At 40.5% G+C, this 26415-nt stretch carries 25 protein-coding genes and 1 pseudogene; 25 read left to right on the top strand and 1 reads right to left on the bottom strand.

The annotated features are described in order from the left end of the window. The first annotated feature begins 16 nt into the window (after window positions 1–16). Complete coding sequence (locus KIH88_RS06850) at window positions 17–901, top strand: ROK family protein (RefSeq protein ID WP_213988174.1); 885 nt, start codon at window positions 17–19, stop codon at window positions 899–901. Window positions 902–1241: 340 nt separating this feature from the next. Then, window positions 1242–2006 (top strand): class I SAM-dependent methyltransferase, encoded by a 765-nt coding sequence (locus KIH88_RS06845; RefSeq protein WP_213988173.1) that lies wholly within the window; start codon window positions 1242–1244, stop codon window positions 2004–2006. 135 nt (window positions 2007–2141) lie between these two features. Here KIH88_RS06845 and KIH88_RS06840 read toward each other — a convergent pair whose 3' ends face one another. Continuing rightward, the gene (locus tag KIH88_RS06840) at window positions 2142–2993 is read right to left on the bottom strand and encodes a MurR/RpiR family transcriptional regulator (protein WP_007517092.1); all 852 of its coding nucleotides are present in this window, start codon (window positions 2991–2993) and stop codon (window positions 2142–2144) included. 256 nt (window positions 2994–3249) lie between these two features. On the opposite strand from KIH88_RS06840, the gene pbp2b reads away from it, so the two are divergent. The 23 genes and pseudogenes from pbp2b (at window position 3250) to KIH88_RS06725 (ending at window position 26212) form a co-directional block, all read left to right on the top strand. Continuing rightward, window positions 3250–5292: a penicillin-binding protein PBP2B gene (gene pbp2b, locus KIH88_RS06835; RefSeq protein ID WP_213988172.1), complete on the top strand. Its 2043-nt coding sequence runs from the start codon at window positions 3250–3252 to the stop codon at window positions 5290–5292. Between the two features lie 10 nt (window positions 5293–5302). After that, window positions 5303–5899: a recombination mediator RecR gene (gene recR / locus KIH88_RS06830; RefSeq protein WP_000966754.1), complete on the top strand. Its 597-nt coding sequence runs from the start codon at window positions 5303–5305 to the stop codon at window positions 5897–5899. Between the two features lie 304 nt (window positions 5900–6203). Next, window positions 6204–6479 carry a TIGR04197 family type VII secretion effector gene (locus KIH88_RS06825; RefSeq protein WP_125840889.1) on the top strand — a complete coding sequence of 92 codons (276 nt, stop codon included), beginning with the start codon at window positions 6204–6206 and terminating at the stop codon, window positions 6477–6479. A gap of 2 nt (window positions 6480–6481) precedes the next feature. Beyond that, window positions 6482–6838 carry a hypothetical protein gene (locus KIH88_RS06820; RefSeq protein WP_125840908.1) on the top strand — a complete coding sequence of 119 codons (357 nt, stop codon included), beginning with the start codon at window positions 6482–6484 and terminating at the stop codon, window positions 6836–6838. Continuing rightward, the gene (locus KIH88_RS06815; protein WP_213988171.1) at window positions 6829–8487 is read left to right on the top strand and encodes an ATP-binding protein; all 1659 of its coding nucleotides are present in this window, start codon (window positions 6829–6831) and stop codon (window positions 8485–8487) included. The genes KIH88_RS06820 and KIH88_RS06815 overlap by 10 nt, the downstream gene beginning before the upstream one ends. Next, window positions 8477–9109 (top strand): hypothetical protein, encoded by a 633-nt coding sequence (locus KIH88_RS06810; protein ID WP_125840891.1) that lies wholly within the window; start codon window positions 8477–8479, stop codon window positions 9107–9109. The genes KIH88_RS06815 and KIH88_RS06810 overlap by 11 nt, the downstream gene beginning before the upstream one ends. Window positions 9110–9290: 181 nt before the next feature. Beyond that, a pseudogene (locus KIH88_RS06805) lies at window positions 9291–9921 on the top strand (virulence protein); the annotation flags it as partial. Window positions 9922–10551: 630 nt separating this feature from the next. Then, the gene (locus tag KIH88_RS06800; protein WP_213988170.1) at window positions 10552–10857 is read left to right on the top strand and encodes a hypothetical protein; all 306 of its coding nucleotides are present in this window, start codon (window positions 10552–10554) and stop codon (window positions 10855–10857) included. After that, the gene (locus tag KIH88_RS06795) at window positions 10844–11371 is read left to right on the top strand and encodes a thiol-disulfide isomerase (RefSeq protein WP_213988169.1); all 528 of its coding nucleotides are present in this window, start codon (window positions 10844–10846) and stop codon (window positions 11369–11371) included. Before KIH88_RS06800 ends, KIH88_RS06795 begins: the two co-directional genes overlap by 14 nt. 258 nt (window positions 11372–11629) lie before the next feature. Continuing rightward, window positions 11630–12673 carry a D-alanine--D-alanine ligase gene (locus KIH88_RS06790; RefSeq protein WP_213988168.1) on the top strand — a complete coding sequence of 348 codons (1044 nt, stop codon included), beginning with the start codon at window positions 11630–11632 and terminating at the stop codon, window positions 12671–12673. Between the two features lie 85 nt (window positions 12674–12758). After that, on the top strand, window positions 12759–14132 hold the full coding sequence (locus KIH88_RS06785) for a UDP-N-acetylmuramoyl-tripeptide--D-alanyl-D-alanine ligase (RefSeq protein ID WP_213988167.1): 1374 nt from the start codon (window positions 12759–12761) through the stop codon (window positions 14130–14132). Continuing rightward, complete coding sequence (locus tag KIH88_RS06780; RefSeq protein WP_195593678.1) at window positions 14119–14730, top strand: NUDIX hydrolase N-terminal domain-containing protein; 612 nt, start codon at window positions 14119–14121, stop codon at window positions 14728–14730. The genes KIH88_RS06785 and KIH88_RS06780 overlap by 14 nt, the downstream gene beginning before the upstream one ends. 196 nt (window positions 14731–14926) lie before the next feature. Next, entirely contained in the window at window positions 14927–15631 is a 705-nt protein-coding gene (locus KIH88_RS06775; protein WP_213988166.1) for a YwaF family protein, read from the top strand. Between the two features lie 236 nt (window positions 15632–15867). Then, complete coding sequence (gene ftsA / locus KIH88_RS06770; protein WP_000196341.1) at window positions 15868–17238, top strand: cell division protein FtsA; 1371 nt, start codon at window positions 15868–15870, stop codon at window positions 17236–17238. Between the two features lie 16 nt (window positions 17239–17254). Continuing rightward, window positions 17255–18511: a cell division protein FtsZ gene (ftsZ, locus tag KIH88_RS06765; protein ID WP_000144258.1), complete on the top strand. Its 1257-nt coding sequence runs from the start codon at window positions 17255–17257 to the stop codon at window positions 18509–18511. A 3-nt stretch (window positions 18512–18514) separates the two neighbouring features. Further along, entirely contained in the window at window positions 18515–19186 is a 672-nt protein-coding gene (locus KIH88_RS06760) for a YggS family pyridoxal phosphate-dependent enzyme (protein WP_213988165.1), read from the top strand. A gap of 9 nt (window positions 19187–19195) precedes the next feature. Next, window positions 19196–19726, top strand: coding sequence for a cell division protein SepF (locus KIH88_RS06755; RefSeq protein ID WP_125840901.1), 531 nt, complete (start codon window positions 19196–19198; stop codon window positions 19724–19726). After that, window positions 19726–19986, top strand: coding sequence for a YggT family protein (locus KIH88_RS06750; protein WP_000576499.1), 261 nt, complete (start codon window positions 19726–19728; stop codon window positions 19984–19986). The genes KIH88_RS06755 and KIH88_RS06750 overlap by 1 nt, the downstream gene beginning before the upstream one ends. Next, on the top strand, window positions 19983–20774 hold the full coding sequence (locus tag KIH88_RS06745) for a YlmH family RNA-binding protein (RefSeq protein ID WP_213988164.1): 792 nt from the start codon (window positions 19983–19985) through the stop codon (window positions 20772–20774). Before KIH88_RS06750 ends, KIH88_RS06745 begins: the two co-directional genes overlap by 4 nt. An 8-nt stretch (window positions 20775–20782) precedes the next feature. Continuing rightward, window positions 20783–21577, top strand: coding sequence for a DivIVA domain-containing protein (locus KIH88_RS06740; RefSeq protein ID WP_001123185.1), 795 nt, complete (start codon window positions 20783–20785; stop codon window positions 21575–21577). 253 nt (window positions 21578–21830) lie between these two features. Next, window positions 21831–24623 carry an isoleucine--tRNA ligase gene (gene ileS / locus KIH88_RS06735; RefSeq protein WP_213988163.1) on the top strand — a complete coding sequence of 931 codons (2793 nt, stop codon included), beginning with the start codon at window positions 21831–21833 and terminating at the stop codon, window positions 24621–24623. A gap of 327 nt (window positions 24624–24950) precedes the next feature. Beyond that, window positions 24951–25331: a hypothetical protein gene (locus tag KIH88_RS06730; protein WP_213988162.1), complete on the top strand. Its 381-nt coding sequence runs from the start codon at window positions 24951–24953 to the stop codon at window positions 25329–25331. Window positions 25332–25519: 188 nt separating this feature from the next. Then, window positions 25520–26212, top strand: a complete 693-nt coding sequence (locus KIH88_RS06725) for a phosphoglycerate mutase (RefSeq protein WP_000240120.1) — start codon at window positions 25520–25522, stop codon at window positions 26210–26212. Window positions 26213–26415: the final 203 nt, after the last annotated feature.

The raw sequence follows: 26415 nt of genomic DNA, 5'->3' as shown, positions 1-26415 counted from the left end.
CCATAAGGAGGTATTTATGACACACTACGTTGCAATTGATATCGGTGGAACCAACATCAAATATGGTTTGATTGACCAAGAAGGCCAACTTGTTGAATCGCATGAAATGCCAACCGAGGCGCATAAGGGTGGACCTCATATCTTACAAAAGACAAAAGATATCGTAGCCAGCTATATAGAAAAAGGCCCAGTAGCAGGTGTTGCCATTTCTTCTGCTGGGATGGTGGATCCAGACAAGGGTGAGATTTTCTATGCCGGCCCGCAAATTCCTAACTACGCAGGAACCCAGTTCAAAAAGGAAATCGAGAGGAGCTTTGCAATTCCTTGCGAAATTGAAAATGATGTCAACTGCGCAGGTCTTGCTGAGGCAGTATCTGGTTCAGGCAAGGGAGCGAGTGTGACACTTTGCTTGACCATTGGAACAGGTATCGGTGGTTGCTTGATTATGGATGGGAAAGTCTTCCATGGATTTAGCAACTCAGCTTGCGAAGTCGGTTATATGCATATGCAGGATGGAGCTTTCCAAGACCTGGCTTCTACGACAGCCTTGGTAGAGTATGTAGCAGCAGCTCATGGAGATTCAGTTGATCAGTGGAATGGTCGACGCATCTTCAAGGAAGCTACTGAAGGGAACAAGATCTGTATGGCTGGCATTGACCGCATGGTAGACTATTTAGGAAAAGGTCTGGCAAATATTTGCTACGTTGCCAATCCAGAAGTGGTCATTCTCGGTGGCGGTATCATGGGGCAAGAGGCTATCCTCAAACCAAAGATCCGCACAGCCTTGAAGGCGGCCTTGGTACCAAGTCTAGCTGAAAAAACACGATTAGAATTTGCCCATCACCAAAACACAGCAGGGATGTTGGGAGCCTATTATCATTTCAAAACAAAACAATCCTAGTTTGGAGCTATAGAATTAAGAAAAACACTGAATCACTACTTGAGTGAAAACTGTTTTGCTTAATTCTTTTTTTATTGAAAAATTTGAGCCAAAGGAGGTAATCGTGAGAGACTAGTAGAAAATAACCGCCTTGTATGAGAGGTTAAGGCGAGATGATGAACTACAAGGCGAGAGCAATTCTATCATCCATTTAATTGATATTTAGCTTGAGTAAATGGAAAAACGATATAATGAGATGGACGATTATTTGACAAATTAGAAGTTGTAGCGGTGAGAAAAATGTAATGACAGCACATCCAGCTTAAATCGAAATAGTATCAAATTACGAGGAGATTGTAAGATGAGTAATTATATAAAATTAAATGAAGATCGATGGAATAATGTAAAAAATGACTACACTGAGCCATTGACACAGGAAGAATTAGAAGAAGCTAGAAAGCATCCAATTTCTGTTGCCTTAACTGTTGGGGAAAAAGTCCCCACAGAATGGTTTGAAAAAGCCAAGGGAAAAAAGATATTAGGTTTAGCTTGTGGTGGTGGCCAGCAGGGTCCCGTTTTTGCTGCAAAAGGTTATGATGTCACCATCATGGATTTTTCCACATCACAATTAGAAAGAGATGAGTTGGTTGCTAAAAGAGAAGGCTTAAAAATCAATACTGTTCAAAGCGATATGACAAAACCATTTCCATTTGAAAATGAAACTTTTGATATTGTTTTTAATCCGGTTTCAAATGTGTACATAGAGGATTTAGAAAACATGTATAAAGAAGCCTCTCGCGTATTGAAAAAGGGTGGACTCTTAATGGTCGGATTTATGAATCCCTGGATCTACATGTATGATGCTGACACTGTATGGGACAAACCCGATGAGGAATTACTGTTAAAGTTTTCAATCCCTTTTAATTCAAGAGAGCTTGAAGAGGAAGGCAAAATCACCATCAATCCAGAATATGGATATGAATTTAGCCATACCTTAGAAAGTCAGATTAGAGGACAACTAAAAAACGGCCTCGCTATGATCGATTTTTATGAATCGTGTGACAAAAGACATCGATTATCACGGTATGGAAATGACTACATCGCTACACTCTGCATTAAACTATGATCTTATAGAACGTACTTCTGAAGAATAGCTCGTTTTATTTTACGATTAGAATTTGCCCATCACCAAAATACAGCAGGGATGTTGGGAGCCTATTATCATTTCAAGACAAAACAATCCTAGTTTGGTTCAACCAAACTAGGATTTTCTAACGCGTTTTTGTCTACGATAGCCATTGAGTTTTTTATTTTCCCAATAGCTATTAAAGATTTTCTCCTTGCTTTCACGATTGATTTCCAAAAAGTAGGCATAAACCAAATCTATAAGGAAGAGCATGGGGAGTTGAGCGGATATCCGTTGAATGTAGGAAGGCTGGCTGTGGCTAGCAACAAGAACGGTCTCTGTATAGGCCTGACTATTTTTGTTTGGAGCGCTGGTAAAGAGGATGGTCTTGGCCCCCATCTCTTTTGCGTCTAATAGACTGTCTAAAATAGAAGGAGTTGTACCAGAAAGTGAGAAACCGAGTACTAGACAATTTTCATCCATGATGCTGGTCGTCCATGCAAAGCCGTCCTGATCGGTTAAGGCTTCACAGACCACACCCAGACGCATGAAACGCAATTTCATTTCACGAGCGACAAGACCGGAACTGCCTGTTCCAAAGAAGTAGACACGCTCAGCATCTTCGATTAACTGGGCGACTCGTTCCAGTTGTTCTTCGTCAATCAAATCCTGCGTTTGTTCTCGCATGATACTGTAGCTTCGCAAAACACGTTTGGTCAAAGGACTATGTTTGTGGGAATGAGTATCCTGTTTACTAGCCTGATGCTGGTATTGAAAGACGAATTCTCGGTAACCTGTAAAACCACACTTTTTGGCAAAGCGGGTCAATGCTGCTTGGGAGATGTGTAATTTCTGGGTGACTTGCTGAGAAGAAAGATCATCTTGGATCGTTTCAGGTTGTAAAAAATAGCGAGCGATTTCTTGCTCGAGCTCGGTTAATTCTTCAAAATGGAGGTCGATTATGGTTGCGATGTCTGGCTTGTTCATGAGGCTCCTTTTTATGAGTCAAATTCTTAAAGGTTAACGCTTTCCTAACTATTACTATCATTATATCACAGAAGTTAGGATAACCAAATAAAAAGGCATTTTCAGTTGAAAGTCAAAAAATGCTTCGACTTTTCCAAGAGTTTCTCCGTAAAATATGGTACAATGAAATGTACTGAACATCACCTGTTTGCTCTATTATTTTATATGTAAATAAAGGTGAAAATCGGAAATTTTTCTAGAAAAGAGTCTTAGTTGTATGAGAAAATTCAATAGCCATTCGATTCCTATTCGGCTTAATTTACTATTTGCGATTGACATCCTGCTCTTTATGGCCATTATTGGTCGATTGTTATACATGCAGGTGCTCAATAAAGATTTCTATGAAACAAAATTGGCCTCAGCCAGCCAGACAAGGGTAACAACCAGTTCAGCTCGTGGACAGATCTATGATGCGGCAGGGAAACCCTTGGTAGAAAACACTGTCAAGCAGGTTGTTTCTTTCACCCGAAACAATAAAATGACAGCAGCAGAATTGAAGGAGACAGCCAAGAAACTTCTCACATATGTGAATGTAACCTCCCCTAATTTGACAGACCGTCAGATTGCAGACTACTACTTGGCGGACCAGGACGTTTACAAAAAAACAGTCGAATCCTTGCCAAGTGATAAACGCCTGGATTCAGATGGAAATCGTTTATCAGAAGCAACTCTCTATAATAATGCAGTTGAAAGTATTGACGTGAGTCAACTCAATTATACAGATGACCAGAAAAAGGAAATCTATCTCTTTAGTCAGCTCAATGCCGTTGAAAATTTTGCGACAGGAACCATTTCTACGGATGCCTTGAATGATACCCAAGTTGCTCTCGTTGCATCAGCATCCAAGGAATTACCAGGTATCAGTATTTCAACCTCATGGGATAGAAAAGTCCTAGACACTTCTTTGTCTTCAATTGTAGGTAGTGTATCAAGTGAAAAATCAGGTCTTCCAGCGGAGGAAGTGGACGCTTATTTGAAAAAAGGATATTCTCTCAATGACCGAGTGGGAACTTCCTATCTTGAAAAGCAATATGAAGATGTTCTTCAAGGCAAACGCTCCGTCAAGGAAATCCACCTTGACAAACACGGAAATATGGAAAGTGTAGAAAATGTCGAAGAAGGAAGCAAAGGAAACAACATCAAACTAACGATTGACCTAACTTTCCAGAATGGTGTAGATGACCTACTCAAGAGCTACTTCAACTCAGAGTTGGGTAACGGTGGAGCTAAATACTCTGAAGGGGTCTACGCTGTAGCCCTCAATCCTAAAACCGGTGCAGTTCTAGCGATGTCGGGTGTCAAGCATAATGTCGAATCCGGTGAATTAAGTTCAGATTCGCTTGGAACGATAACCAATGTCTTTGTCCCAGGTTCGGTTGTCAAGGCGGCGACCATCAGTTCTGGTTGGGAGAATGGAGTCTTGTCAGGGAACCAGACCTTGACAGACCAACCGATTGTCTTCCAAGGCTCAGCTCCGATTAATTCTTGGTATACTCAAGCCTACGGTTCATTCCCGATTACAGCTGTGGAAGCCTTGGAGTATTCTTCTAATGCCTATATGGTTCAAACGGCTTTGGGCATTATGGGGCAGACCTATCAACCCAATATGTTTGTTTTAACTAACAATTTAGAATCCGCTATGGGGAAACTTCGTTCGACATTTGCTGAATATGGTCTTGGAGCCTCAACAGGTATTGATCTTCCAGATGAGTCAACTGGTTTTATACCAAAAGAGTATAATTTTGCTAATTACATTACCAATGCATTTGGTCAGTTTGATAACTACACCCCAATGCAATTGGCCCAGTATGTTGGAACCATTGCTAACAATGGTGTTCGAATTGCACCTCACATTGTTGAGGGAATTTATGGAAATAATGAACAAGGTGGCTTAGGCAATCTAGTTCAAGAAACAGCCACCAAGGAACTGAACAAGATCAATATCTCAGAAGCGGATATGGCTCTCTTGCACCAAGGTTTCTATCAAGTTTCGCATGGAACGAGCGCTCTGACAACTGGTCGTGCCTTTTCAAATGGCTCATCCGTTTCCATCAGTGGGAAGACAGGTACTGCCGAAAGTTATGTTGAGGGAGGTCAAAAAGCTAACAATACCAATGCTGTGGCTTATGCACCATCAGATAATCCTCAAATCGCTGTAGCTGTTGTCTTCCCTCATAACACCAACCTTACAAATGGTGTCGGACCTTCGATTGCACGCGACATTATCAATCTTTATCACCAACACCATCCAATGAATTAGAAAGGAACTTATGCTGTATCCAACACCTATTGCCAAGCTGATTGATAGCTATTCAAAGTTACCAGGTATCGGAATCAAAACGGCTACCCGCTTAGCCTTCTATACCATTGGAATGTCTGATGACGATGTCAATGAATTTGCCAAGAATCTCCTGTCTGCTAAGCGGGAATTGACCTATTGTTCCATCTGTGGTCGCCTGACGGATGATGACCCTTGCTCAATTTGTACGGACCCGACTCGAGACCAGACAACCATCTTGGTGCTAGAGGATAGTCGCGATGTGGCTGCTATGGAAAATATCCAAGAATACCACGGACTCTATCATGTCTTGCACGGTCTCATTTCTCCTATGAATGGTATCAGTCCAGACGATATCAACCTCAAGAGCCTCATGACTCGTCTCATGGATAGTGAGGTTTCAGAGGTGATTGTGGCAACCAATGCGACAGCGGATGGAGAAGCGACATCCATGTATCTATCTCGTTTGCTCAAACCAGCTGGTATCAAGGTCACTCGTCTAGCACGAGGCCTAGCTGTGGGAGCAGATATCGAGTATGCGGATGAGGTCACACTTTTACGAGCCATTGAAAATCGGACAGAGTTGTAGGAGTCAGTAAAAACGTAGCTCATTTTGACGTATAAGACAAGCCCTAGGAATTTTTCTTAGGGCTTTGTTTTTTTCTGTTTCTCACAAAGGGAGGACAAACCTTGCTAATAAAACTACTCAAACTATAAGGAATCAGAAAGGGGATCTCCAAAATCATTAATGCCGCCTTTGTCAAACTCATTCACTGAGCGATAGAGTTTATTCTAAGGAGATGAGCGCATTTGCCCTTAGGATTTGTTTTGAAATCGTACTATTTTTGTGTTATGATATGATCAATATATAATAAATAAGGGGAGTTTGAAGTATGGGTGGAAAGATAAAATCTAGCACGATAGCAGCAGAGGCAGCTATTAATGAATTGGTCGGGTATGACACGAGCAACAAGCAAAATCAGCAAGTAGAGTTTTCATATACTTCTGAAATTGCTGGGATGGAAGCGGGACGTCAGGCCTGCAATCAAATGCTACAGGCGGTCAGTGATTTCAGCTCGGCTGTTTTGACCCAAGCAAATAAGTTTCCAGAAATTGCTCATAAGATTGAAAAACGCGATGTAGAGCAGGCTAAGAGGTGGGAACATTAAAAATGGCAGATAAGAACGAAGAAAAACGCTACAAACTGTGGAGAGAAATTGTCAAGATTGACGATAAAGAAGAAAGTCTTCAGACTCTAAAAAGACAATATGAACAGCAGCTAACTCACTTTCACTCAGAAATCCAGAGCATCCACCATCGTATGGCGACTCTATTAGCTATCTCGCCTAGTTCTCGTCAGGTGATAGAGCAAATCGAAAGTGATAATAGAACCATTCAACGACAGGTCAACTCTTATGTAGATGAGGAACTGGATGAATTGGGAAAACAAACGAAGAAGGCTCGTCGGTCTTTCGATGAAGCTAGAGAAGAACTGATATCAGAAAGGAACCGGCTACCATGGGAGTAAAATACAGCGCACAAGAATCCCAAGAATTGATTCAAGCCATGACTAACAACCTCCAGGTCGCAAATGAAGTCACGGACCGCTTATCTAGTGGATGTGACCACCTGATTTCCTCTTTAGACTCAGGTGAGCTGACAGGAGCAGCCTACACAGCTGGTAAAGGTCTCTTTACAGACATTATCATCCCCAGCATTAAAAAGCTTCAAGCAGCGGTAGACGATATCCAACTAGAGTTGACCTCCTACAAACATGCGGATGCTCAGGTATCAGGATATGGTGATTTGGACCTGGACCAGCTCAAGGAACTGAAAAAATTGAGGGAAGGGCAGTTAGCTATCGTAGAAGCTCAGATTCAAGCGAGGGAGAACTGGCTAAATCAAATCAAAGACCTCTTTAGTCTCAATTGGGGGAAAGCCTTCTCTGAGAAGACCATCCTCTACAATACCAAGTCTCAAATCGAGTCAGGTATTCAAGATTTGGATGACAAGATTGAAAAACTAGAATTTTTTGTTTCCCAGGTTTCCCAGTATTTCAACGATAGTCTAGAAGTCCTCAGCTTAGCTATCAAAGGAGCTACACAACTAAGTAAAATCATTGCCGATAGCGATGGCAACTACTATGCGGACGGTGTGGACATGAGTTGGGTACAGAAGATGAAGGATGTGAAGATTGAAAATCAAAAAATTGAGACATCCATACCAATAAGTAAAAAACAAAAATCTATTCAGACACTCCAACAGCAATATGGGTTTAGTCAAACTGAATTAGAAATATTACTAAAATTATATGCTAGTATGGAAAAGAAGTATGGTGCTAAGAAAGCGAATGTAGAATTCTTTAAGATAGTTGCTTCATACTCTTATGGTGACAAATCTTATGGTGCTTGGCAAATTGTCGCTGGATTATATAGTCCAAACGGGGTGAATGGCATAAAAGTTGGCATAAACGATAAACTACAATACATACTGAAAAAATATGGATTAAAAGATTATGAAATTGATACGATTCAGAAGGCTATCCAGAATCAGCATAATTTTGCGAGATTGGAAAAGATTGAAGAGGGAGATACAAATGATGAGATAAAAGGTAAACTGAATTTAGCTTCTGAGAAAGTATATGGTCAAGGAAATTATAATAAATTAGACGAGAAGCAGAAAGCAAGAGTAAGGGAATTATTGTCTCAATTTGGAGGAACAATAGATTATTCTCATATGGCTGCCACCATTTCTGCACATTTTACAGATAATCATGGAATAGAAAATGAGGATGATTTAGCGGGTTGGCAAGGTGATGTAGCTGGTGCTATGGGAATTTCTCCTAGTCTTGGCAATGATGATTATCGTTCAGATTTAGATGCTGTTAATATTTACCACAAAATGAAGAACGGAGATAGTGTAGTTGATGTTACAAACTCATACTATGATAGTGTTGAGAGAACATCTGGCTATAGAGCTTATGAATTTGTTCAAAATATTGGAGAAGGGGATTACACGAAAGGAATGAAGAAATTAGAAGAAACTTATAAATTATATGTCTCTTCTCATTCTAGTGAACAATCATCAACTTTCGAAAAATTTATGAATGCTATCCAACATTTCCAAAAAGATTTAGATAAACCCAATCCTTCTATCGGAGAGCAAAATGTTAAATAAAATGAAAAACTATTATAAAAACAAACCAACTCAAGCTGTCTTGATGCTCATAGTTCTTATTTGGTCAGTATATGAGATTGGTGCGACCAGTTTGGCAAGTAACTCTGCATTGACTAAGGAATTCATGCATAGTCGGTATGTTATGGTTTGGCCAATGGTAGATAAGAAAATGAAATTATACCATTATGCGGAAGAATGGACTAATGACGTTTTAGTTGGAATTATGCATTTAGATTATGGAAATATTAGAATAACTAGTTTTCCTAAAAAATGGGGGAGTGAAGCTGAAGTATACTATACACTGTCTGAAGATGAGTATGCTGATAGAGTATATTTTTTCTTAGACGAGCCAATTTCCAAAGCCTATATCAGCAGTTTAGAACAAAATTATTATTTGATTTCAAAGAATGCAGTTGCTATTAAAGAGGAAACAGGTAAGACGGTTGAGCAGTTAGTTCAAGAAGTGGGGAATGCAAGGAAAAACTTCTTATCAGCTCTTGGAAAGATGAAAATCTTTCGATTGGTCTATTTGGTTCTTCGTATGATAGTATTGTTGCAGTGTATCAGGTGGTCGGGTCAGCATAGAAAAAGGAAAGAGAACGAAATTTTTCAGAATGGATAGAGCATGATGTTAGAGAGCTTCCAAACAATCAAAAAGGTATTCATTTGGTAAAGAATGGAATTGTTATCAACTACTAAGGGGAGAAAGTTTTTTTATGTAACCAATAACAAGTCCTACACAATCACCATCACCAAGTAGACGACAAACCAGCGCACAAGAATCCCAAGAATTGATTCAGGCCATGACCAACAATCTCCAAGTCGCAAATGAAGTCACAGACCGTTTATCTAGTGGATGTGACCACCTGATTTCCTCTTTAGACTCAGGTGAACTGTCAGGAGCAGCCTACACAGCTGGTAAAGGTCTCTTTACAGACATTATCATCCCCAGCATCAAGAAGTTACAAGCAGCGGTAGACGATATCCAACTAGAGTTGACCTCCTACAAATATGCGGATGCTCAGGTATCTGGATATGGTGATTTGGATCTAGACCAGCTCAAAGAACTGAAAAAATTGAGGGAAGAGCAGTTAGCTATCGTAGAAGCTCAGATTCAAGTGAGGGAGAATTGGCTAAATCAAATCACGGACCTCTTTAGTCTCAATTGGGGGAAAGCCTTCTCTGAGAAGACCATCCTTTACAATACCAAGTCTCAAATTGAGTCAGGTATTCAGGATTTGGATGATAAGATTGAAAAACTAGAATTTTTTGTTTCACAGGTTTCCCAGTATTTCAACGATAGTCTAGAAGTCCTTAGCTTAGCTATCAAAGGAACCACGCAACTAAGTAAAGTCATTGTCGATAGCGATGGCAACTACTATGCGGACGGTGTGGACATGAGTTGGGTACAGAAGATGAAGGATGTGAAGATTGTTTCGCATAAGCTTGATAAGGATATTTCAGTTACTCAGGCTGAAAAAGATAAGAAAAAAATTGTGGATGATTTAGTATCATCTTACAACCTGGATGAATCTACGGCAAATGTACTTTATAAGCTCCAACAGGGAATTTTGAAGAAGGCAAAACAAGAAGGATGGACTAATGAAAAAGTTATCTATGAGTACAATAGACTAGTTGCATCTCCAGTCTATGGGGTAAGGGCAACTTGGAGAGGTCTTGCGGGCGTTGTTGATGCCCAAAATACAAATGATCTAGATATTATTTTGGCAGATTATGGTATTTCAGAGGAAGAACGCATACTCTTTAAAGACAAAATTAGAAAACAGTATGAATCTAATCATAGTAAAGATTTGGCTCATGAAGCTATTCAAATTGCTAGTTTTACTGAGTTATCTTGGGGTGATAGAGACTTATCGAAGCTAGATGGCTGGAAGGGATTAAGCGCCCACATCATTAGTACCAATTGGAAATTCAACTCGGATTGGAGACCTCCCTGTAAATACTGAAAAATATGAAAGTTCCTTCAAAGGAGACATTGATTCAGGGAGATATGATGATGCAGATTTTAATTCGGATTTAGATGCTATTACTTCTTACGAAAGAATGATTTCTAAAGATGTAGAAACAAAAGATGTGTTTAAGGTTCAAGCAGATTACAATCATAGTATCCAAACAAACCAGACAAATCGTGTTGAGGAATTCTATATTGTGATGGGAAATGGGGAAAAAGCTAACGGTAAACTTATGGTTGAAACGCTTATTGAAAATAATACGATAGGAGGCAACTTTATTAAATATGGCTTTGACCTCAATATTTTTATTGGAAAACCTAATGACAAGGAAGAGGGTTGGAAACAAGACTTCTATGATTACTTAGACAGAGGGGATGAAAAAAATGTCGGGACTTAAAAAAATACTAATCGTGATTGCTTCTGTAATTGCCTTAGCTACTGGCTTGAATCTTTATTTTCAGTATCAAAACCACCAAGAACATATGCAATTAAAAACCTCCTTTGAAGAGAGTGACAATATAGTCGTCTTACAACGTTTGATGGCATCAGAAAAATATGCACCTGACATCCGTAAAGCGGGTTATGTCGTTCCTCCCGATGGAGCTATTCGCTTGGATGGAGGAATTGACTCCATAGAGATAAAAGGAGACATCGATTTGAAAATCTCAAATCCTGGAAAGAATGAAGTCACTGTTTTATTTGAAACAACAGTAAAAGAGGAAAAAATAGATGTCTACTATATTTTAGATAATCAGTTAACCATAAAACGTAGTTACTATTCTAATATTAGTAATCAAAAAATAAAAGAGAGTGTGGACATCTCTCAAGCCGAAGAAGAGCGCCTATTAAAAATTGTTCAAAAAGAGCTTGAGGCTTTCATAGAAAAGATGTATCAGACTTTGTATGGATAGTTTGTTGTATTAGATTCAGGTAAGCTGACAGGAGCAGCCTACACAGCAGGCAAAGGTCTCTTTACAGAGATTATCATCCCCTGCATCAAAAAGCTCCAAGAAGCGATAGATGACAAGCCAGCAAACTTTGAAGCTCAAGTGGTGGATAGGTAAAATTTCAGCTCTCAAATGAGGGCTTTTTTAGCTTCAAGTTTTAAAAAAAAAAGTAAATATGATATACTAAAGAACGAGTATTCTATTAGAATTAGGACAAGCAATATGAAACAAACGATTATTCTTTTATACGGCGGACGCAGTGCAGAACGTGAGGTGTCTGTATTGTCAGCTGAGAGTGTCATGCGTGCGGTCAACTACGACCGTTTCACAGTCAAGACTTTCTTTATCAGCCAGTCAGGCGACTTTATCAAGACTCAGGAATTTAGCCAGACTCCAGGTCAAGAGGACCGTCTCATGACCAATGCGACCATTGACTGGGACAAAAAAATCGCGCCAAGTGCCATTTACGAAGAAGGTGCAGTGGTCTTTCCAGTCCTTCATGGCCCAATGGGAGAGGATGGCTCTGTTCAAGGATTCTTGGAAGTTTTAAAAATGCCTTATGTAGGTTGCAATATCTTGTCATCTAGTCTTGCCATGGATAAAATTACGACCAAGCGAGTTCTAGAATCTGTCGGAATTGCCCAAGTTCCTTATGTGGCCGTCGTCGAAGGTGATGATGTGACTGCTAAAATCGCTGAAGTTGAAGAAAAATTGACTTATCCAGTCTTCACAAAACCATCAAACATGGGGTCAAGTGTCGGTATTTCTAAGTCTGAAAACCAAGAAGAACTCCGCCAAGCTTTGGAACTTGCCTTCCAATATGACAGCCGTGTCTTAGTAGAGCAAGGGGTGAATGCGCGTGAAATCGAGGTTGGTCTCTTGGGCAACTACGATGTGAAGAGCACTTTGCCAGGTGAAGTAGTCAAGGATGTTGCCTTTTATGACTATGATGCCAAGTATATTGACAACAAGATTACCATGGACATCCCAGCCAAGATTAGTGATGATGTGGTAGCTGTCATGCGTCGAAATGCTGAAACCGCCTTCCGTGCGATCGGTGGCCTTGGTTTATCTCGTTGTGATTTCTTCTATACAGATAAGGGCGAGGTTTTCCTAAACGAGCTCAATACCATGCCAGGTTTTACCCAGTGGTCTATGTACCCACTACTTTGGGACAATATGGGAATCAGCTACTCAGACCTAATCGAGCATTTGGTTGACCTTGCTAAGGAGAGCTTTAATAAGCACGAAGCGCATTTACTATAAAAATGAAAGAGGGGGTAGAAGCCAGGAACATCGCCTGCAAGGTGATTAGAGTTCTCAGACTTCAACCCTTTTTAAAGGAGTAGAAATGAAACTAACAATCCGTGAAGTCGCCCAAGCTGTTGGGGCTAAAAATGATGTCAGCATATTTGAGAATGTCCAGTTAGAAAAGGCTGAGTTTGACAGTCGTTTGATTGGGACGGGAGATTTGTTTGTGCCCCTCAAAGGTGCGCGTGATGGTCATGACTTTATCGAAACAGCTTTGGAAAATGGTGCAGCAGTAACCTTGTCTGAGAAAGAGGTTGCAAATCATCCCTACATTCTAGTAGACGACGTGTTGTCTGCCTTTCAAACTCTCGCAGCCTACTATCTTGAAAAAACAGCGGTTGATGTCTTTGCGGTAACGGGTTCAAATGGTAAGACAACGACCAAGGATATGTTGGCGCATTTACTGTCAACAACCTACAAGACCTACAAAACTCAGGGCAATTACAATAACGAGATTGGCCTTCCCTACACAGTTCTCCACATGCCTGAGGGAACAGAAAAGTTGGTCTTGGAGATGGGGCAGGACCACTTGGGAGATATTCATCTCTTGTCTGAATTAGCTCATCCTAAGACAGCCATCGTGACCTTGGTTGGAGAAGCTCATTTGGCCTTTTTCAAAGACCGTTCAGAGATTGCTAAAGGAAAAATGCAAATTGCAGATGGTATGGCTTCAGGTTCTTTGCTTTTGGCACCAGCCGACTCCATTGTAGAGGACTACTTGCCAGCTGATAAAAAGGTGGTTCGTTTTGGGCAAGGGGCAGAATTGGAAATCACAGACTTGGTCGAACGCAAGGATAGTCTGACCTTTAAGGCCAATTTCTTGGAACAAGCCCTTGATTTGCCAGTGACTGGTAAGTACAATGCCACTAATGCCATGATTGCATCCTATGTTGCCCTACAAGAAGGAGTTTCAGAGGAGCAAATTCACCAGGCCTTCCAAAATCTTGAATTGACGCGTAACCGTACTGAGTGGAAGAAAGCAGCCAATGGAGCAGATATCCTGTCAGATGTCTACAATGCCAATCCAACTGCTATGAAGTTGATTTTGGAGACATTCTCTGCCATTCCAGCCAACGAGGGTGGCAAGAAAATTGCGGTTTTGGCGGATATGAAGGAATTAGGTAGCCAGTCTGTTCAACTCCATAACCAGATGATTTTGAGCCTCTCGCCAGATGTGCTGGATACGGTTATTTTCTATGGAGAAGATATTGCGGAATTAAGCCAACTTGCCAGTCAAATGTTTCCAATCGGCCACGTTTTCTACTTTAAAAAAACAGCCGACGAGGATCAATTTGAAGACCTTGTCAAGCAGGTCAAGGAAAGACTCGGTGCCAATGACCAGATTTTGCTCAAAGGCTCGAACTCCATGAATCTAGCCAGGTTGGTAGAAAGTTTAGAAAATGAATGCAAGTGATTTTGCCAAGTATCTGCAAAGAATGATTGCCATTACAGATACTGGATTAACCTTTACAAAAGATCCTTTCGACCGCGAGCGTTACGAGGACTTGCGAAGCCTGTTATCTGAAATGTTGAATCAGGGATTAGATATAGATGCAGAAGAAGTGGCAGAAGTCTTGAAGCCAACGTCCGCTTATGCGACTCCGTTAATGGACGTCCGTGCTTGGATTGTTGAGGATGAAAAAATTTGTCTGGTTAGGGGAAAAGGAGAGGATAGTTGGGCTTTGCCAGGTGGATTTGGTGAAGTTGGTTATTCTCCAACAGAAAATATTCTTAAGGAAATTGAAGAAGAAACCGGTTTTACAGCAAAAGCTGAAAGGTTACTTGCAGTTTTTGATACCAATCGTTTCCAACTACAGAGCAAACAATATGCAAAGTTTGTCTTTGAATGTCAGCTTCTTGATGGACAATTTCAAGAAAATCAAGAAATTGCTGAGCTTCAATTTTTTGCCATTGACCAATTGCCAGTCTTATCTGAAAAACGCATCACCAAGGAGCAAATGGAGATTCTTTGGCAAGTTTATAGAGGACAAAGAGACCAATATGTCGATTAGTTTGTGCTAGAGAAGTCGACAAATCAAAAAAGGGTGTCTGTAAAGTGCATTTCTGCAATACAAATGATATAATAGGTTGCGAATTTAAGACGTAAGTGTTCTATGAATAGCATAGAATCAAGTTTTTTCAAAAAATTTAAAAGCTGGAGAAAGTGAATTTTTTACCGCCTCTAGCTAGATGAACGAGGAATAGAATATGAATTTGTGGGATAAATTATTTACCACGCAGATATCAGAACCGCCCCAGTTTGAACTCCACTGGTATATTGGTTTGTTATGTTTACTGGCCTTTACTTTCTACGCTTCTTATCGTTTTCGCGACAAAGTGGCTTACCAACGATTTATTCAGATTCTTCAATCTGTTCAACTGATTGTTCTGTATGGCTGGTATTGGGGAAACCATTTGCCCCTGTCAGAAAGTTTACCTTTCTATCATTGCCGTGTAGCCATGTTTGTCTTGCTCCTGATCCCGGGAACCTCTAAGTACAAGCAATACTTTGCCCTTCTAGGAGTCTTTGGAGCAACAGCAGCTCTGACTTATCCACTATTTGATCCTTATCCGTTTCCACACGTGACCATCCTGTCCTTCATTATCGGACATGTGGCACTTTTGGGAAATGCCCTCTTATACTTGTTTAAAAACTATGAAGCTTCCCTGCTCAACTTCAAAAATGTAGCGGTGATTACCTTCACTCTAAACGCTTTGATATGGGTTGTTAATTTAGTTGTCAGTGGGGATTATGGTTTCTTAACGAGACCGCCACTTGTTGGAAGTTTCGGCCAGCCCTTAAATTATCTCATTGTTTCGACTGTTATAGTGATAGCAATTCGCTTAACAGGGAAATTAGTAGAAAATTTTTTACAACAAAAATCGGAAGAATTTATTCAAGAGAAGATCTAAAATGATCTTCTCTTTTTTGGATTTTTAAGAAACAAAAAGGAAATTGTGAACGTTAACTTCAAATAATCTCTTAGAAGAAGAATTTTTCTAGAATTTTCTCAAAAAACATGCAGGAATTTTATCAAAAACTAAGCACGATTGGATTTTTTGTGTTATAATATTCTTTGAATAGCTATGCCCAAACATAGTTATTAAATAGAAGTGAGAAACTTGGAAGACAGAGAGGATGCGATGTAATGACTAGAGATGGTTTTTTTACAGGCTTAGATATCGGAACTAGCTCCATTAAGGTGTTAGTTGCAGAGCATAGAGATGGCGAAGTAAATGTAATTGGTGTTAGTAATGCCAAAAGTAAAGGTGTAAAAGACGGAATTATTGTTGATATTGAAGCAGCTGCTTCAGCAATCAAATCCGCAATCACACAGGCAGAAGAGAAAGCAGGCATTTCTATCAAGTCTGTCAACGTTGGTCTGCCAGCAAATCTCTTGCAGGTCGAACCAACACAAGGAATGATTCCTGTAACATCAGATACAAAAGAAATCACAGATCAGGATGTTGAAGATGTTGTTAAGTCAGCTTTGACAAAGAGCATGACTCCTGATCGTGAAGTGATTACCTTTATTCCAGAAGAATTCATCGTGGATGGTTTCCAAGGAATCCGTGACCCTCGTGGTATGATGGGTGTTCGCTTGGAAATGCGTGGTCTGCTTTACACAGGTCCTCGTACGATTCTACACAATCTTCGCAAGACAGTTGAGCGTGTAGGCATTCAGGTTGATAATGTGATTATTTCACCTTTGGCGATTGTGAACTCAGTTCTCAATGAAGGCGAACGTGAATTTGGTGCAACTGTCATTGACATGGGTGGAGGTCAGACTACTGTAGCGACTATCCGCAACCAAGAATTGCAATTCACCAACATCTACCAAGAAGGTGGAGATTACGTTACAAAAGACATTTCTAAAGTCTTGAAAACATCTCAAAAGATTGCAGAAAGTTTGAAACTGAACTATGGTGAAGCTTACGTTCCACTTGCAAGTAATGAAACTTTCCAAGTTGAAGTAATTGGCGAAGTAGAACCTGTTGAAGTGACAGAAAGCTACTTGGCAGAAATTATTTCAGCACGTATCAAACATATCTTTGACCAAATCAAACAAGAGTTGGAAAGAAGACACTTGTTGGATTTGCCAGGAGGTATCGTCCTTATCGGTGGAAATGCAATTTTGCCAGGCGTTGTTGAATTAGCCCAAGAAGTATTTGGTGTTCGAGTAAAACTCTATGTTCCGAATCAGGTTGGAATTCGCAACCCTGCATTTGCTCACGTGATTAGTTTATCTGAGTTTGCTGGTAAATTGACTGAAGTCAATCTTCTTGCTCAAAAAGCAGTTAAAGGAGATGAATTCCTTCGTCAAAAACCAATCAACTTTGGCATCCCAAATCAACGTTTGAATCCTGTGGCACAACCAAGCCCAACACAGACAACTCCAGTTGAAACTGTACAGGAAACTCCAGTTGCTCCCAAGGAAGAATTCCAAGCAAGTTCTCAAAGTAAACCGAAGCTAACAGAACGTTTCCGTGGTTTAATCGGAAGCATGTTTGATGAATAAAAGAGGATAAGAAATTATGACATTTTCATTTGATACAGCAGCAGCTCAAGGCGCAGTTATTAAGGTAATTGGTGTCGGTGGTGGTGGTGGTAACGCCATTAACCGCATGGTTGACGAAGGTGTTGCTGGTGTAGAATTTATCGCAGCCAACACTGATGTACAAGCCCTTAGCAGTACGAAAGCAGAAACCGTTATCCAACTTGGTCCAAAATTGACTCGTGGTTTGGGTGCTGGAGGACGTCCAGAAGTTGGACGCAAAGCTGCAGAAGAAAGCGAAGAAGCTTTGACGGAAGCAATCAGCGGTGCAGACATGGTCTTCATCACTGCTGGTATGGGTGGTGGATCTGGTACAGGTGCTGCCCCTGTTATTGCACGTATCGCTAAAGATCTTGGTGCTCTTACAGTTGGTGTCGTGACACGTCCTTTCGGATTTGAAGGAAGCAAACGTGGTCAGTACGCTGTAGAAGGAATCAATGAACTTCGCGAGCATGTTGATACTTTGTTGATTATCTCTAACAATAACTTACTTGAAATTGTTGACAAGAAAACACCGCTTCTTGAAGCTCTTAGTGAAGCAGATAACGTTCTTCGCCAAGGTGTTCAAGGGATTACTGACTTGATCACGAACCCAGGATTGATTAACCTTGACTTTGCTGACGTGAAGACTGTAATGGCAAACAAAGGGAATGCCCTTATGGGTATCGGTATTGGTAGTGGTGAAGAGCGCGTTGTTGAAGCAGCTCGTAAAGCAATTTACTCTCCACTTCTTGAAACAACTATCGATGGCGCCGAAGATGTGATTGTTAACGTTACTGGCGGTCTTGATTTAACTTTGATTGAAGCAGAAGAAGCTTCAGAAATCGTTAACCAAGCAGCTGGTAAAGGTGTAAACATCTGGCTTGGAACATCTATCGACGAAAGCATGAAGGATGAAATCCGTGTGACTGTTGTAGCGACAGGTGTTCGTCAAGAACGACTAGAAAAAGTAGTCGGGTCTGCTACCAACCAACCAGTTGGTCGACCATCAACTAAAACTCCACAAGCACACACATTTGACCGTCAATTCGACTTGGAAGAGACAGCAGAACTGCCTAAATCAAGTCCGCGTCGCTTTGAAACCAACCAAGCATCTGCTTTTGGAGATTGGGACTTGCGCCGTGAGTCAATTGTTCGCCAAACAGATCCCGTTGTTTCACCAGTTGAACGCTTTGAAACACCAGTTTCACAAGATGAGGATGAATTGGATACACCTCCATTCTTCAAAAATCGTTAATCAATGAATTTGAAAAAAAACACTGAATTAGTTTTTCAGCAAATTGCTGATGCTAGTCAAAAAGCCAACCGTAATCTAGATGCTGTTTCAGTAATCGCAGTGACAAAATATGTAGATGTACAAACAGCGGAAGCCTTGCTTCCGCTTGGCATCCATCATATCGGTGAAAATCGAGTTGATAAATTTTTAGAAAAATATCAGGCCTTGAAAGATTACCCAGTCACTTGGCATTTAATAGGAACACTACAGAGACGGAAAGTAAAAGAAGTAATCCCATATGTGGATTACTTTCATGCTTTAGACTCTCTAAAATTAGCACAGGAAATTCAAAAGAGAACAGATCATGTTATCAAGTGTTTCTTGCAGGTTAATATTTCTGGGGAAGAAAGCAAGCATGGGTTTTCAAAAGAAGAATTGCTAGAACTTTTGCCAGAATTGGCTAAGTTAGATCAGATTGAGTATGTTGGTTTAATGACCATGGCTCCTTTTGAGGCAGGCAGTGATGAATTGAAAAAAATTTTCAAGGATACGCAGGCTCTGCAAGCAGAAATTAGAGAAAAACAAATCCCTAATATGCCGATGACAGAGCTAAGTATGGGAATGAGTCGTGATTTTAAAGAAGCGATTCAGTTCGCCTCAACCTTTGTTCGAATCGGTACAGCATTTTTTAAATAGGAGAGAGCTATGTCTTTAAAAGATAGATTCGATAAATTTATAGATTATTTTACAGAAGATGGGGAAGAAACGACTAACTACCAGACTCAACAAGAGGAAACAGTTAGCCCAGCTATCTCATCTTCTAAAGAATTACCAGCACCTGCTCAGTCAGGATCAGCAAAAGATGCGAATATTACTCGCCTCCATGCTCGTCAACAAGAGTTGGCAAAGCAAAACCATCACTCAGATGAGAAAGTGACGATTGATGTTCGTTATCCAAGAAAGTATGAGGATGCAACTGAGATTGTTGATTTGTTAACTGGAAATGAAAGCATCTTGATTGATTTCCAATACATGACAGAAGTACAAGCGCGCCGCTGCCTTGATTACTTGGACGGAGCCCGTCACGTCTTGGCTGGAAATATGAAAAAAGTTGCGAGTACGATGTATCTATTGACGCCTGTCAACGTTATCGTGAATATTGAGGATATCAAACTTCCAGACGAATCACAAGGTGCCGAGTTCGGCTTTGATATTAAACGAAATAGAGCAAGATAATGATTTTCTTAATCCGTTTAATTCAAAATGCAGTTAGCATTTACTCCATCATTCTCGTTGCATTTGCTCTTCTTTCATGGTTTCCAAATGCCTATGAAAGTCAACTAGGTCGCTTAGTCATCAGACTTGCTCGTCCAGTTATCGAGCCACTTCGTAAGCTCAATTTACAATTTGCTGGTCTTGATTTTACGGTTTGGGCCGCGCTGATTCTGATCCAGTTTCTTGGAAATATCTTAACACGACTAGTACTATTACTATGACAGTAAATCGAGCCATTTATCAGCATTTTTCCCAAGATGATATTCCCTTTATTGATAAGGGATTAGAGTGGATAAGGCGGGTAGAAGATACATATGTACCGGTGCTTACACCTTTTATCAATCCCCATCAGGAACAGATCTTGAGGGTGCTAGCTGGGACATATGGACTGGGTTGCCAAAGTAGTGGTGATTTTCTTCCGACGGAGTCGGTTCGTGTTCTTCTGTATCCAGATTACTTTGAACCGGAAATATCAGACTTTGAAATGACCTTGTTAGAAATTTGCTATCCGAGCAAGTTTGAACAGCTGAGCCATGGAAAAATATTGGGAACAATCATCAACCAGCTAGGAATTGACCGTAAATTATTTGGTGATATCTTGGTAGATGAAAAGAGAGCACAGATTTTTGTCAATCGTGATTTTATTCCTCTTTTTCAGGATGGAATAAGAAAGATTGGCAGACTTCCTGTATCGCTGGAGGAACGTCCTTTTACCGATAGGATTATATCTAAAATTGACTTTAGAGAACGAGAAATTTTAGTTTCGAGTTTTCGATTGGATGCCCTCTTATCAAGTGCCTTGAAATTATCTAGAAATCAAACCAGTCAACTAATTGAGAAAAAATCTGTCCAGGTAAACTATCATCTGGTTGAAAAAAGTGATTACCAGGTTGCCGTTGGGGATTTGATCAGTGTGAGAAAGTTTGGTCGTCTAAAAGTTGTCAAAGACAATGGACAGACAAAAAAAGACAAGATAAAATTAAGCATTCAATTATTATTAAGTAAGTGAGGAAAAGTATGCCAATTACATCGTTAGAAATTAAAGATAAAACCTTTGGTACAAGATTTAGAGGTTTTGACCCAGAAGAAGTAGATGAATTTCTTGATATCGTTGTTCGTGACTATGAAGATTTGGTTCGTAGTAATCACGACAAAGAAACACACATCAAGAGTTTGGAAGAACGTTTGTCTTACTTTGATGAGATGAAAGATTCCTTGAGTCAGTCAGTTTTGATTGCTCAAGATACTGCGGAGCGTGTCAAACAGGCTGCTCAAGAACGTTCAAACAATATTATTCAACAAGCTGAACAAGACGCTCAGCGTTTGCTTGAAGAAGCAAAATACAAGGCAAATGAAATTCTCCGTCAGGCAACAGATAACGCTAAGAAAGTGGCTGTTGAGACAGAAGAGTTGAAGAACAAGAGTCGTGTATTCCATCAACGCCTCAAGTCTACGATTGAAAGTCAATTGGCTATTGTTGAGTCATCAGATTGGGAGGACATTCTTCGCCCAACAGCAACGTATCTTCAAACAAGCGATGAAGCCTTTAAAGAAGTGGTGGGGGAAGTTCTTGGTGAAACTATTCCTTCACAACCTGAGGAAGAGCCTATTGATATGACTCGTCAATTCACACCAGAAGAGGTTGCTGAGTTGCAAGCTCGTATCGAGGCTGGAAATAAAGAATTAGCTGAGTTTGAAGCTCAACAAAATCAACATACAGATGAAAGTGAACAACATGAAGAGCCAGTTGAGGTAGAGGCTACTGCAGCAACTGAGGACGATGCAAACAAAGAATCTGTTCTTATACTATAAAAGTAAATGTGAGAACAAAATCTAACCAACTATATTTTCAGCGAGCAGGAGATGGTGTGAGCCCTGCAATCTCTAGTCGTTAGATTATCCTCTCAACAAATCCGGTCTGAAAACAGTAAGACTGGACGTTCCCCACGTTACGGGAAAAGAGGAAAAGAGACACTGTCTTTTTTCGAACAAAGGTGGTACCACGATTTTCGTCCTTTTTGGAAGTCGTGGTTTTTAATTTGTTAATATTTATAAAGGAGATACCATGAAACTCAAAGATACCCTTAACCTTGGGAAAACAGCTTTCCCAATGCGTGCAGGACTTCCTACCAAAGAGCCACTCTGGCAAAAGGAATGGGAAGATGCAAAACTTTACCAACGTCGTCAAGAATTGAACCAAGGAAAACCGCATTTTACCTTGCACGATGGACCTCCATATGCAAACGGAAATATCCACGTTGGACATGCCATGAACAAGATTTCTAAAGATATTATTGTTCGTTCTAAGTCTATGTCAGGGTTTTACGCCCCTTACATCCCAGGTTGGGATACACATGGTCTGCCAATCGAGCAAGTCTTGGCAAAACAAGGCGTGAAACGTAAAGAAATGGACTTGGTTGAGTACTTGAAACTTTGCCGCGAGTATGCTCTTTCTCAAGTAGATAAACAACGTGAAGACTTTAAACGTTTGGGTGTTTCTGGTGACTGGGAAAATCCTTATGTGACCTTGACTCCAGACTATGAAGCAGCTCAGATCCGTGTCTTTGGTGAGATGGCTAAAAAAGGCTATATCTACCGTGGTGCCAAGCCAGTTTACTGGTCATGGTCTTCTGAGTCAGCCCTTGCTGAAGCGGAAATTGAGTACCATGACTTGCTTTCAACTTCCCTTTACTATGCTAACCGTGTCAAAGACGGAAAAGGTGTTCTAGATACGGATACTTATATTGTCGTATGGACCACTACACCATTTACCATTACAGCCTCTCGTGGTTTGACAGTTGGAGCAGATATTGATTATGTATTGGTACAACCAGCTGGTGAATCTCGTAAGTTTGTAGTTGCTTCAGAATTATTGAATAGTCTTTCTGAGAAATTTGGTTGGGCGGATGTTCAAGTCTTGGCGACCTACCGTGGTCAAGAATTGAACCACATTGTGACAGTCCACCCATGGGATACGGCTGTAGATGAGTTGGTAATCCTTGGTGATCACGTTACGACTGACTCTGGTACTGGTATTGTCCATACAGCCCCTGGTTTTGGTGAGGACGACTACAATGTTGGTGTTGCCAACGGCCTTGAAGTTGCTGTAACAGTTAACGAACGCGGTATTATGATGGAAAATGCTGGTCCTGAATTTGCGGGTCAGTTCTATGACAAGGTTGTGCCGACTGTTATCGAAAAACTGGGCGATTTGCTCCTTGCTCAAGAAGAAATCTCCCACTCTTACCCATTTGACTGGCGTACGAAAAAACCAATCATCTGGCGTGCTGTTCCACAGTGGTTTGCCTCTGTATCTAAATTCCGCCAAGAAATCTTGGATGAAATTGAAAAAGTGAAGTTCCACTCAGAATGGGGTAAAGTTCGTCTTTACAATATGATTCGTGACCGTGGCGACTGGGTTATCTCTCGTCAACGTGCTTGGGGAGTTCCCCTTCCTATCTTCTATGCTGAAGACGGAACGCCAATCATGACAGCTGAAACCATTGAACACGTGGCTCAACTCTTTGAGGAACACGGTTCTATCATCTGGTGGGAACGTGATGCTAAGGACCTCTTGCCAGAAGGATTTACTCATCCAGGTTCACCAAATGGCGAGTTCAAGAAAGAAACAGATATCATGGACGTATGGTTTGACTCAGGTTCATCATGGAATGGAGTAGTGGTCAACCGTCCAGAACTCAAATATCCAGCAGATCTTTACCTTGAAGGTTCTGACCAGTACCGTGGTTGGTTCAACTCATCACTTATCACATCTGTTGCCAACCATGGTGTTGCTCCTTACAAACAAATCTTGTCACAAGGATTTGCCCTTGACGGTAAGGGCGAAAAGATGTCTAAATCCCTTGGGAATACCATTGCTCCAAGCGATGTAGAAAAACAATTCGGTGCAGAAATTTTGCGTCTCTGGGTAACAAGTGTTGATTCAAGCAACGACGTGCGTATTTCTATGGATATCTTGAGTCAAGTCTCTGAAACTTACCGTAAGATCCGTAACACTCTTCGTTTCTTGATTGCTAACACTTCTGACTTTAACCCAGCTCAAGACGCAGTGGCTTACGATGAGCTTCGTTCTGTTGATAAGTACATGACCATCCGCTTTAACCAGCTTGTGAAAACGATTCGTGATGCTTATGCCAACTTTGAATTCTTGACAATCTACAAGGCCTTGGTGAACTTTATCAACGTTGATTTGTCTGCCTTCTACCTTGACTTTGCCAAAGACGTTGTTTACATCGAAGGTGCCAAATCACTCGAACGTCGTCAAATGCAGACTGTTTTCTATGACATTCTTGTAAAAATCACCAAACTCTTGACACCAATCCTTCCTCACACTGCGGAAGAAATCTGGTCATATCTTGAGTTTGAAGCTGAAGACTTCGTTCAATTGTCAGAATTACCAGAAGCGGAAACATTTGCTAACCAGGAAGAAATCTTGGATACTTGGGCAGCCTTCATGGACTTCCGCGGACAAGCTCAAAAAGCCTTGGAAGAAGCTCGTAATGCAAAAGTAATCGGTAAATCACTTGAAGCTCACTTGACAGTTTATCCAAACGAAGTTGTGAAAACTCTTCTTGGAGCGGTGGATAGCAATGTGGCTCAACTTTTGATCGTGTCAGAATTGACCATTGCAGATGGACCAGCTCCAGAAGGCGCTGTTAGCTTCGAAGACGTAGCCTTCACTGTTGAACGTGCTGCGGGTGAAGTCTGTGACCGTTGCCGTCGTATCGATCCAACTACTGCTGAACGCAGCTATCATGCAGTCATCTGTGATCACTGTGCAAGCATTGTAGAAGAAAACTTTTCGGATGCAGTTGCAGAAGGATTTGAAGCAAAATAATCAGAAAGAGACTGAGAAAGGTCGCTAAAATCATAAAAACGCATAATATCAAGAGTTCAAGTACCTTGATATTATGCGTTTTATCATGGGAAAATTTACTAGTCCATTTCCTTAAATGAAGTTCTTCCTGGCCTGTCCGTGTAGATAATTAACATAATTAACTATTCAGTTTTCTCATAATTTTATATTTCTAATAATTATAAAGAGAGTATAGAACTTAAAATTATTTTTTGAAAATCAATATTTATTATAAAATTTTATAAGATTGTTTAATTTTTAGATGAATTATGATAGAATAATACCTATAAAAATTTTAAGGAGATTATTATGAAAACAAATACACTTGCTCGTGTCAACGCTATTTTTGGTCTTATTTCAGGAATTATATTGCTTTTAGCGCCAATCATCATGTTTATCATGGCTGTTGGAGCTGCTGCGGCAACTGAAGACGCAGATGTAACAGTTGGGACATTGACAGGGCTCTCAATTATTTTGTCATTGGTTAAAATTGCTGTTTTAGTATTGGGAATTGTGGCTATTGTTTATTATAAAGATGATGAACGTGTTACGAATGCACCTTCTGTTTTGCTCATTGTAGGTGGTGCGGTCGGCTTGATTCCATTTTTAGGATGGGTAGGTGGAATTCTAACCATTATTGGTGGTTCACTTTACTTTGGAACATTGAAAAAATTTGTAATTGAAGAGTAGTAGTTTTCCAATTATTTGGACGGGACTATTTCATCCTCTATCGAGAACAATTATGATAGTGCGATAAAGAGAAGACTGCTAAGCTCTTCTCTTTTTAGTTGATTTTAACTAGCTTTTTTATGAAAAATTGTGTAAAATAGAATAGATAAACGAGGGAAACCTCGAAAAATAAAAGGAGAATCCATCTAATGGTAAAATTGGTTTTTGCTCGCCACGGTGAGTCTGAATGGAACAAAGCTAACCTTTTCACTGGTTGGGCTGATGTTGATTTGTCTGATAAAGGAACACAACAAGCGATTGACGCTGGTAAATTGATCAAAGAAGCTGGTATCGAATTTGACCAAGCTTACACTTCAGTATTGAAACGTGCGATCAAAACAACAAATTTGGCTCTTGAAGCTGCTGACCAACTCTGGGTTCCAGTTGAAAAATCATGGCGCTTGAACGAACGTCACTATGGTGGTTTGACTGGTAAAAACAAAGCTGAAGCTGCTGAACAATTTGGTGATGAGCAAGTTCACATCTGGCGTCGTTCATACGATGTATTGCCTCCTGCAATGCCTCATGATGACGAATACTCAGCTCACACTGACCGTCGTTACGCTTCACTTGACGACTCAGTCATTCCAGATGCTGAAAACTTGAAAGTGACTTTGGAACGTGCCCTTCCATTCTGGGAAGATAAAATCGCTCCAGCGCTTAAAGATGGTAAAAACGTATTCGTAGGTGCTCACGGTAACTCAATCCGTGCCCTTGTAAAACACATCAAACACTTGTCAGATGATGAAATCATGGGTGTAGAAATCCCTAACTTCCCACCATTGGTATTCGAATTCGACGAAAAATTGAACGTCGTAAAAGAATACTACCTTGGAAAATAATCTATAAACAGAAGGCCTAGGGATTCCTAGGCTTTTTGTTTTTGCTTCTGGTTTCCAACTAGTTGAAAAAGCGTTATAAATGATAGTAAAGAGTGACTTAATTGTAAGAAAGAGAGAAAGACGATGGCTTACAGGCTCTTTGTCAACTGTAGTGGGTTGATGAAAAGGGCTAGTAAGGTGAAATGATCTAATCGAGTGGTTAT

Origin of the sequence: Streptococcus oralis (assembly GCF_018448765.2) — a bacterium.
Classification (GTDB): Bacteria; Bacillota; Bacilli; order Lactobacillales; family Streptococcaceae; genus Streptococcus; species Streptococcus oralis_BM.
Note: the sequence above shows the minus strand (reverse complement) of the source record. Positions and strands in the feature narration are given on the sequence as shown.

Excerpts from the sequence above, each read along its gene's own strand:
- KIH88_RS06850 (WP_213988174.1), top strand. The coding sequence starts at position 17 with ATGACACACTACGTTGCAATTGATATCGGTGGAACCAACATCAAATAT.
- KIH88_RS06845 (WP_213988173.1), top strand. The coding sequence starts at position 1,242 with ATGAGTAATTATATAAAATTAAATGAAGATCGATGGAATAATGTAAAA.
- KIH88_RS06840 (WP_007517092.1), bottom strand. The coding sequence starts at position 2,993 with ATGAACAAGCCAGACATCGCAACCATAATCGACCTCCATTTTGAAGAA.
- pbp2b (WP_213988172.1), top strand. The coding sequence starts at position 3,250 with ATGAGAAAATTCAATAGCCATTCGATTCCTATTCGGCTTAATTTACTA.
- recR (WP_000966754.1), top strand. The coding sequence starts at position 5,303 with ATGCTGTATCCAACACCTATTGCCAAGCTGATTGATAGCTATTCAAAG.
- KIH88_RS06825 (WP_125840889.1), top strand. The coding sequence starts at position 6,204 with ATGGGTGGAAAGATAAAATCTAGCACGATAGCAGCAGAGGCAGCTATT.
- KIH88_RS06820 (WP_125840908.1), top strand. The coding sequence starts at position 6,482 with ATGGCAGATAAGAACGAAGAAAAACGCTACAAACTGTGGAGAGAAATT.
- KIH88_RS06815 (WP_213988171.1), top strand. The coding sequence starts at position 6,829 with ATGGGAGTAAAATACAGCGCACAAGAATCCCAAGAATTGATTCAAGCC.
- KIH88_RS06810 (WP_125840891.1), top strand. The coding sequence starts at position 8,477 with ATGTTAAATAAAATGAAAAACTATTATAAAAACAAACCAACTCAAGCT.
- KIH88_RS06800 (WP_213988170.1), top strand. The coding sequence starts at position 10,552 with ATGATTTCTAAAGATGTAGAAACAAAAGATGTGTTTAAGGTTCAAGCA.
- KIH88_RS06795 (WP_213988169.1), top strand. The coding sequence starts at position 10,844 with ATGTCGGGACTTAAAAAAATACTAATCGTGATTGCTTCTGTAATTGCC.
- KIH88_RS06790 (WP_213988168.1), top strand. The coding sequence starts at position 11,630 with ATGAAACAAACGATTATTCTTTTATACGGCGGACGCAGTGCAGAACGT.
- KIH88_RS06785 (WP_213988167.1), top strand. The coding sequence starts at position 12,759 with ATGAAACTAACAATCCGTGAAGTCGCCCAAGCTGTTGGGGCTAAAAAT.
- KIH88_RS06780 (WP_195593678.1), top strand. The coding sequence starts at position 14,119 with ATGAATGCAAGTGATTTTGCCAAGTATCTGCAAAGAATGATTGCCATT.
- KIH88_RS06775 (WP_213988166.1), top strand. The coding sequence starts at position 14,927 with ATGAATTTGTGGGATAAATTATTTACCACGCAGATATCAGAACCGCCC.
- ftsA (WP_000196341.1), top strand. The coding sequence starts at position 15,868 with ATGACTAGAGATGGTTTTTTTACAGGCTTAGATATCGGAACTAGCTCC.
- ftsZ (WP_000144258.1), top strand. The coding sequence starts at position 17,255 with ATGACATTTTCATTTGATACAGCAGCAGCTCAAGGCGCAGTTATTAAG.
- KIH88_RS06760 (WP_213988165.1), top strand. The coding sequence starts at position 18,515 with ATGAATTTGAAAAAAAACACTGAATTAGTTTTTCAGCAAATTGCTGAT.
- KIH88_RS06755 (WP_125840901.1), top strand. The coding sequence starts at position 19,196 with ATGTCTTTAAAAGATAGATTCGATAAATTTATAGATTATTTTACAGAA.
- KIH88_RS06750 (WP_000576499.1), top strand. The coding sequence starts at position 19,726 with ATGATTTTCTTAATCCGTTTAATTCAAAATGCAGTTAGCATTTACTCC.
- KIH88_RS06745 (WP_213988164.1), top strand. The coding sequence starts at position 19,983 with ATGACAGTAAATCGAGCCATTTATCAGCATTTTTCCCAAGATGATATT.
- KIH88_RS06740 (WP_001123185.1), top strand. The coding sequence starts at position 20,783 with ATGCCAATTACATCGTTAGAAATTAAAGATAAAACCTTTGGTACAAGA.
- ileS (WP_213988163.1), top strand. The coding sequence starts at position 21,831 with ATGAAACTCAAAGATACCCTTAACCTTGGGAAAACAGCTTTCCCAATG.
- KIH88_RS06730 (WP_213988162.1), top strand. The coding sequence starts at position 24,951 with ATGAAAACAAATACACTTGCTCGTGTCAACGCTATTTTTGGTCTTATT.
- KIH88_RS06725 (WP_000240120.1), top strand. The coding sequence starts at position 25,520 with ATGGTAAAATTGGTTTTTGCTCGCCACGGTGAGTCTGAATGGAACAAA.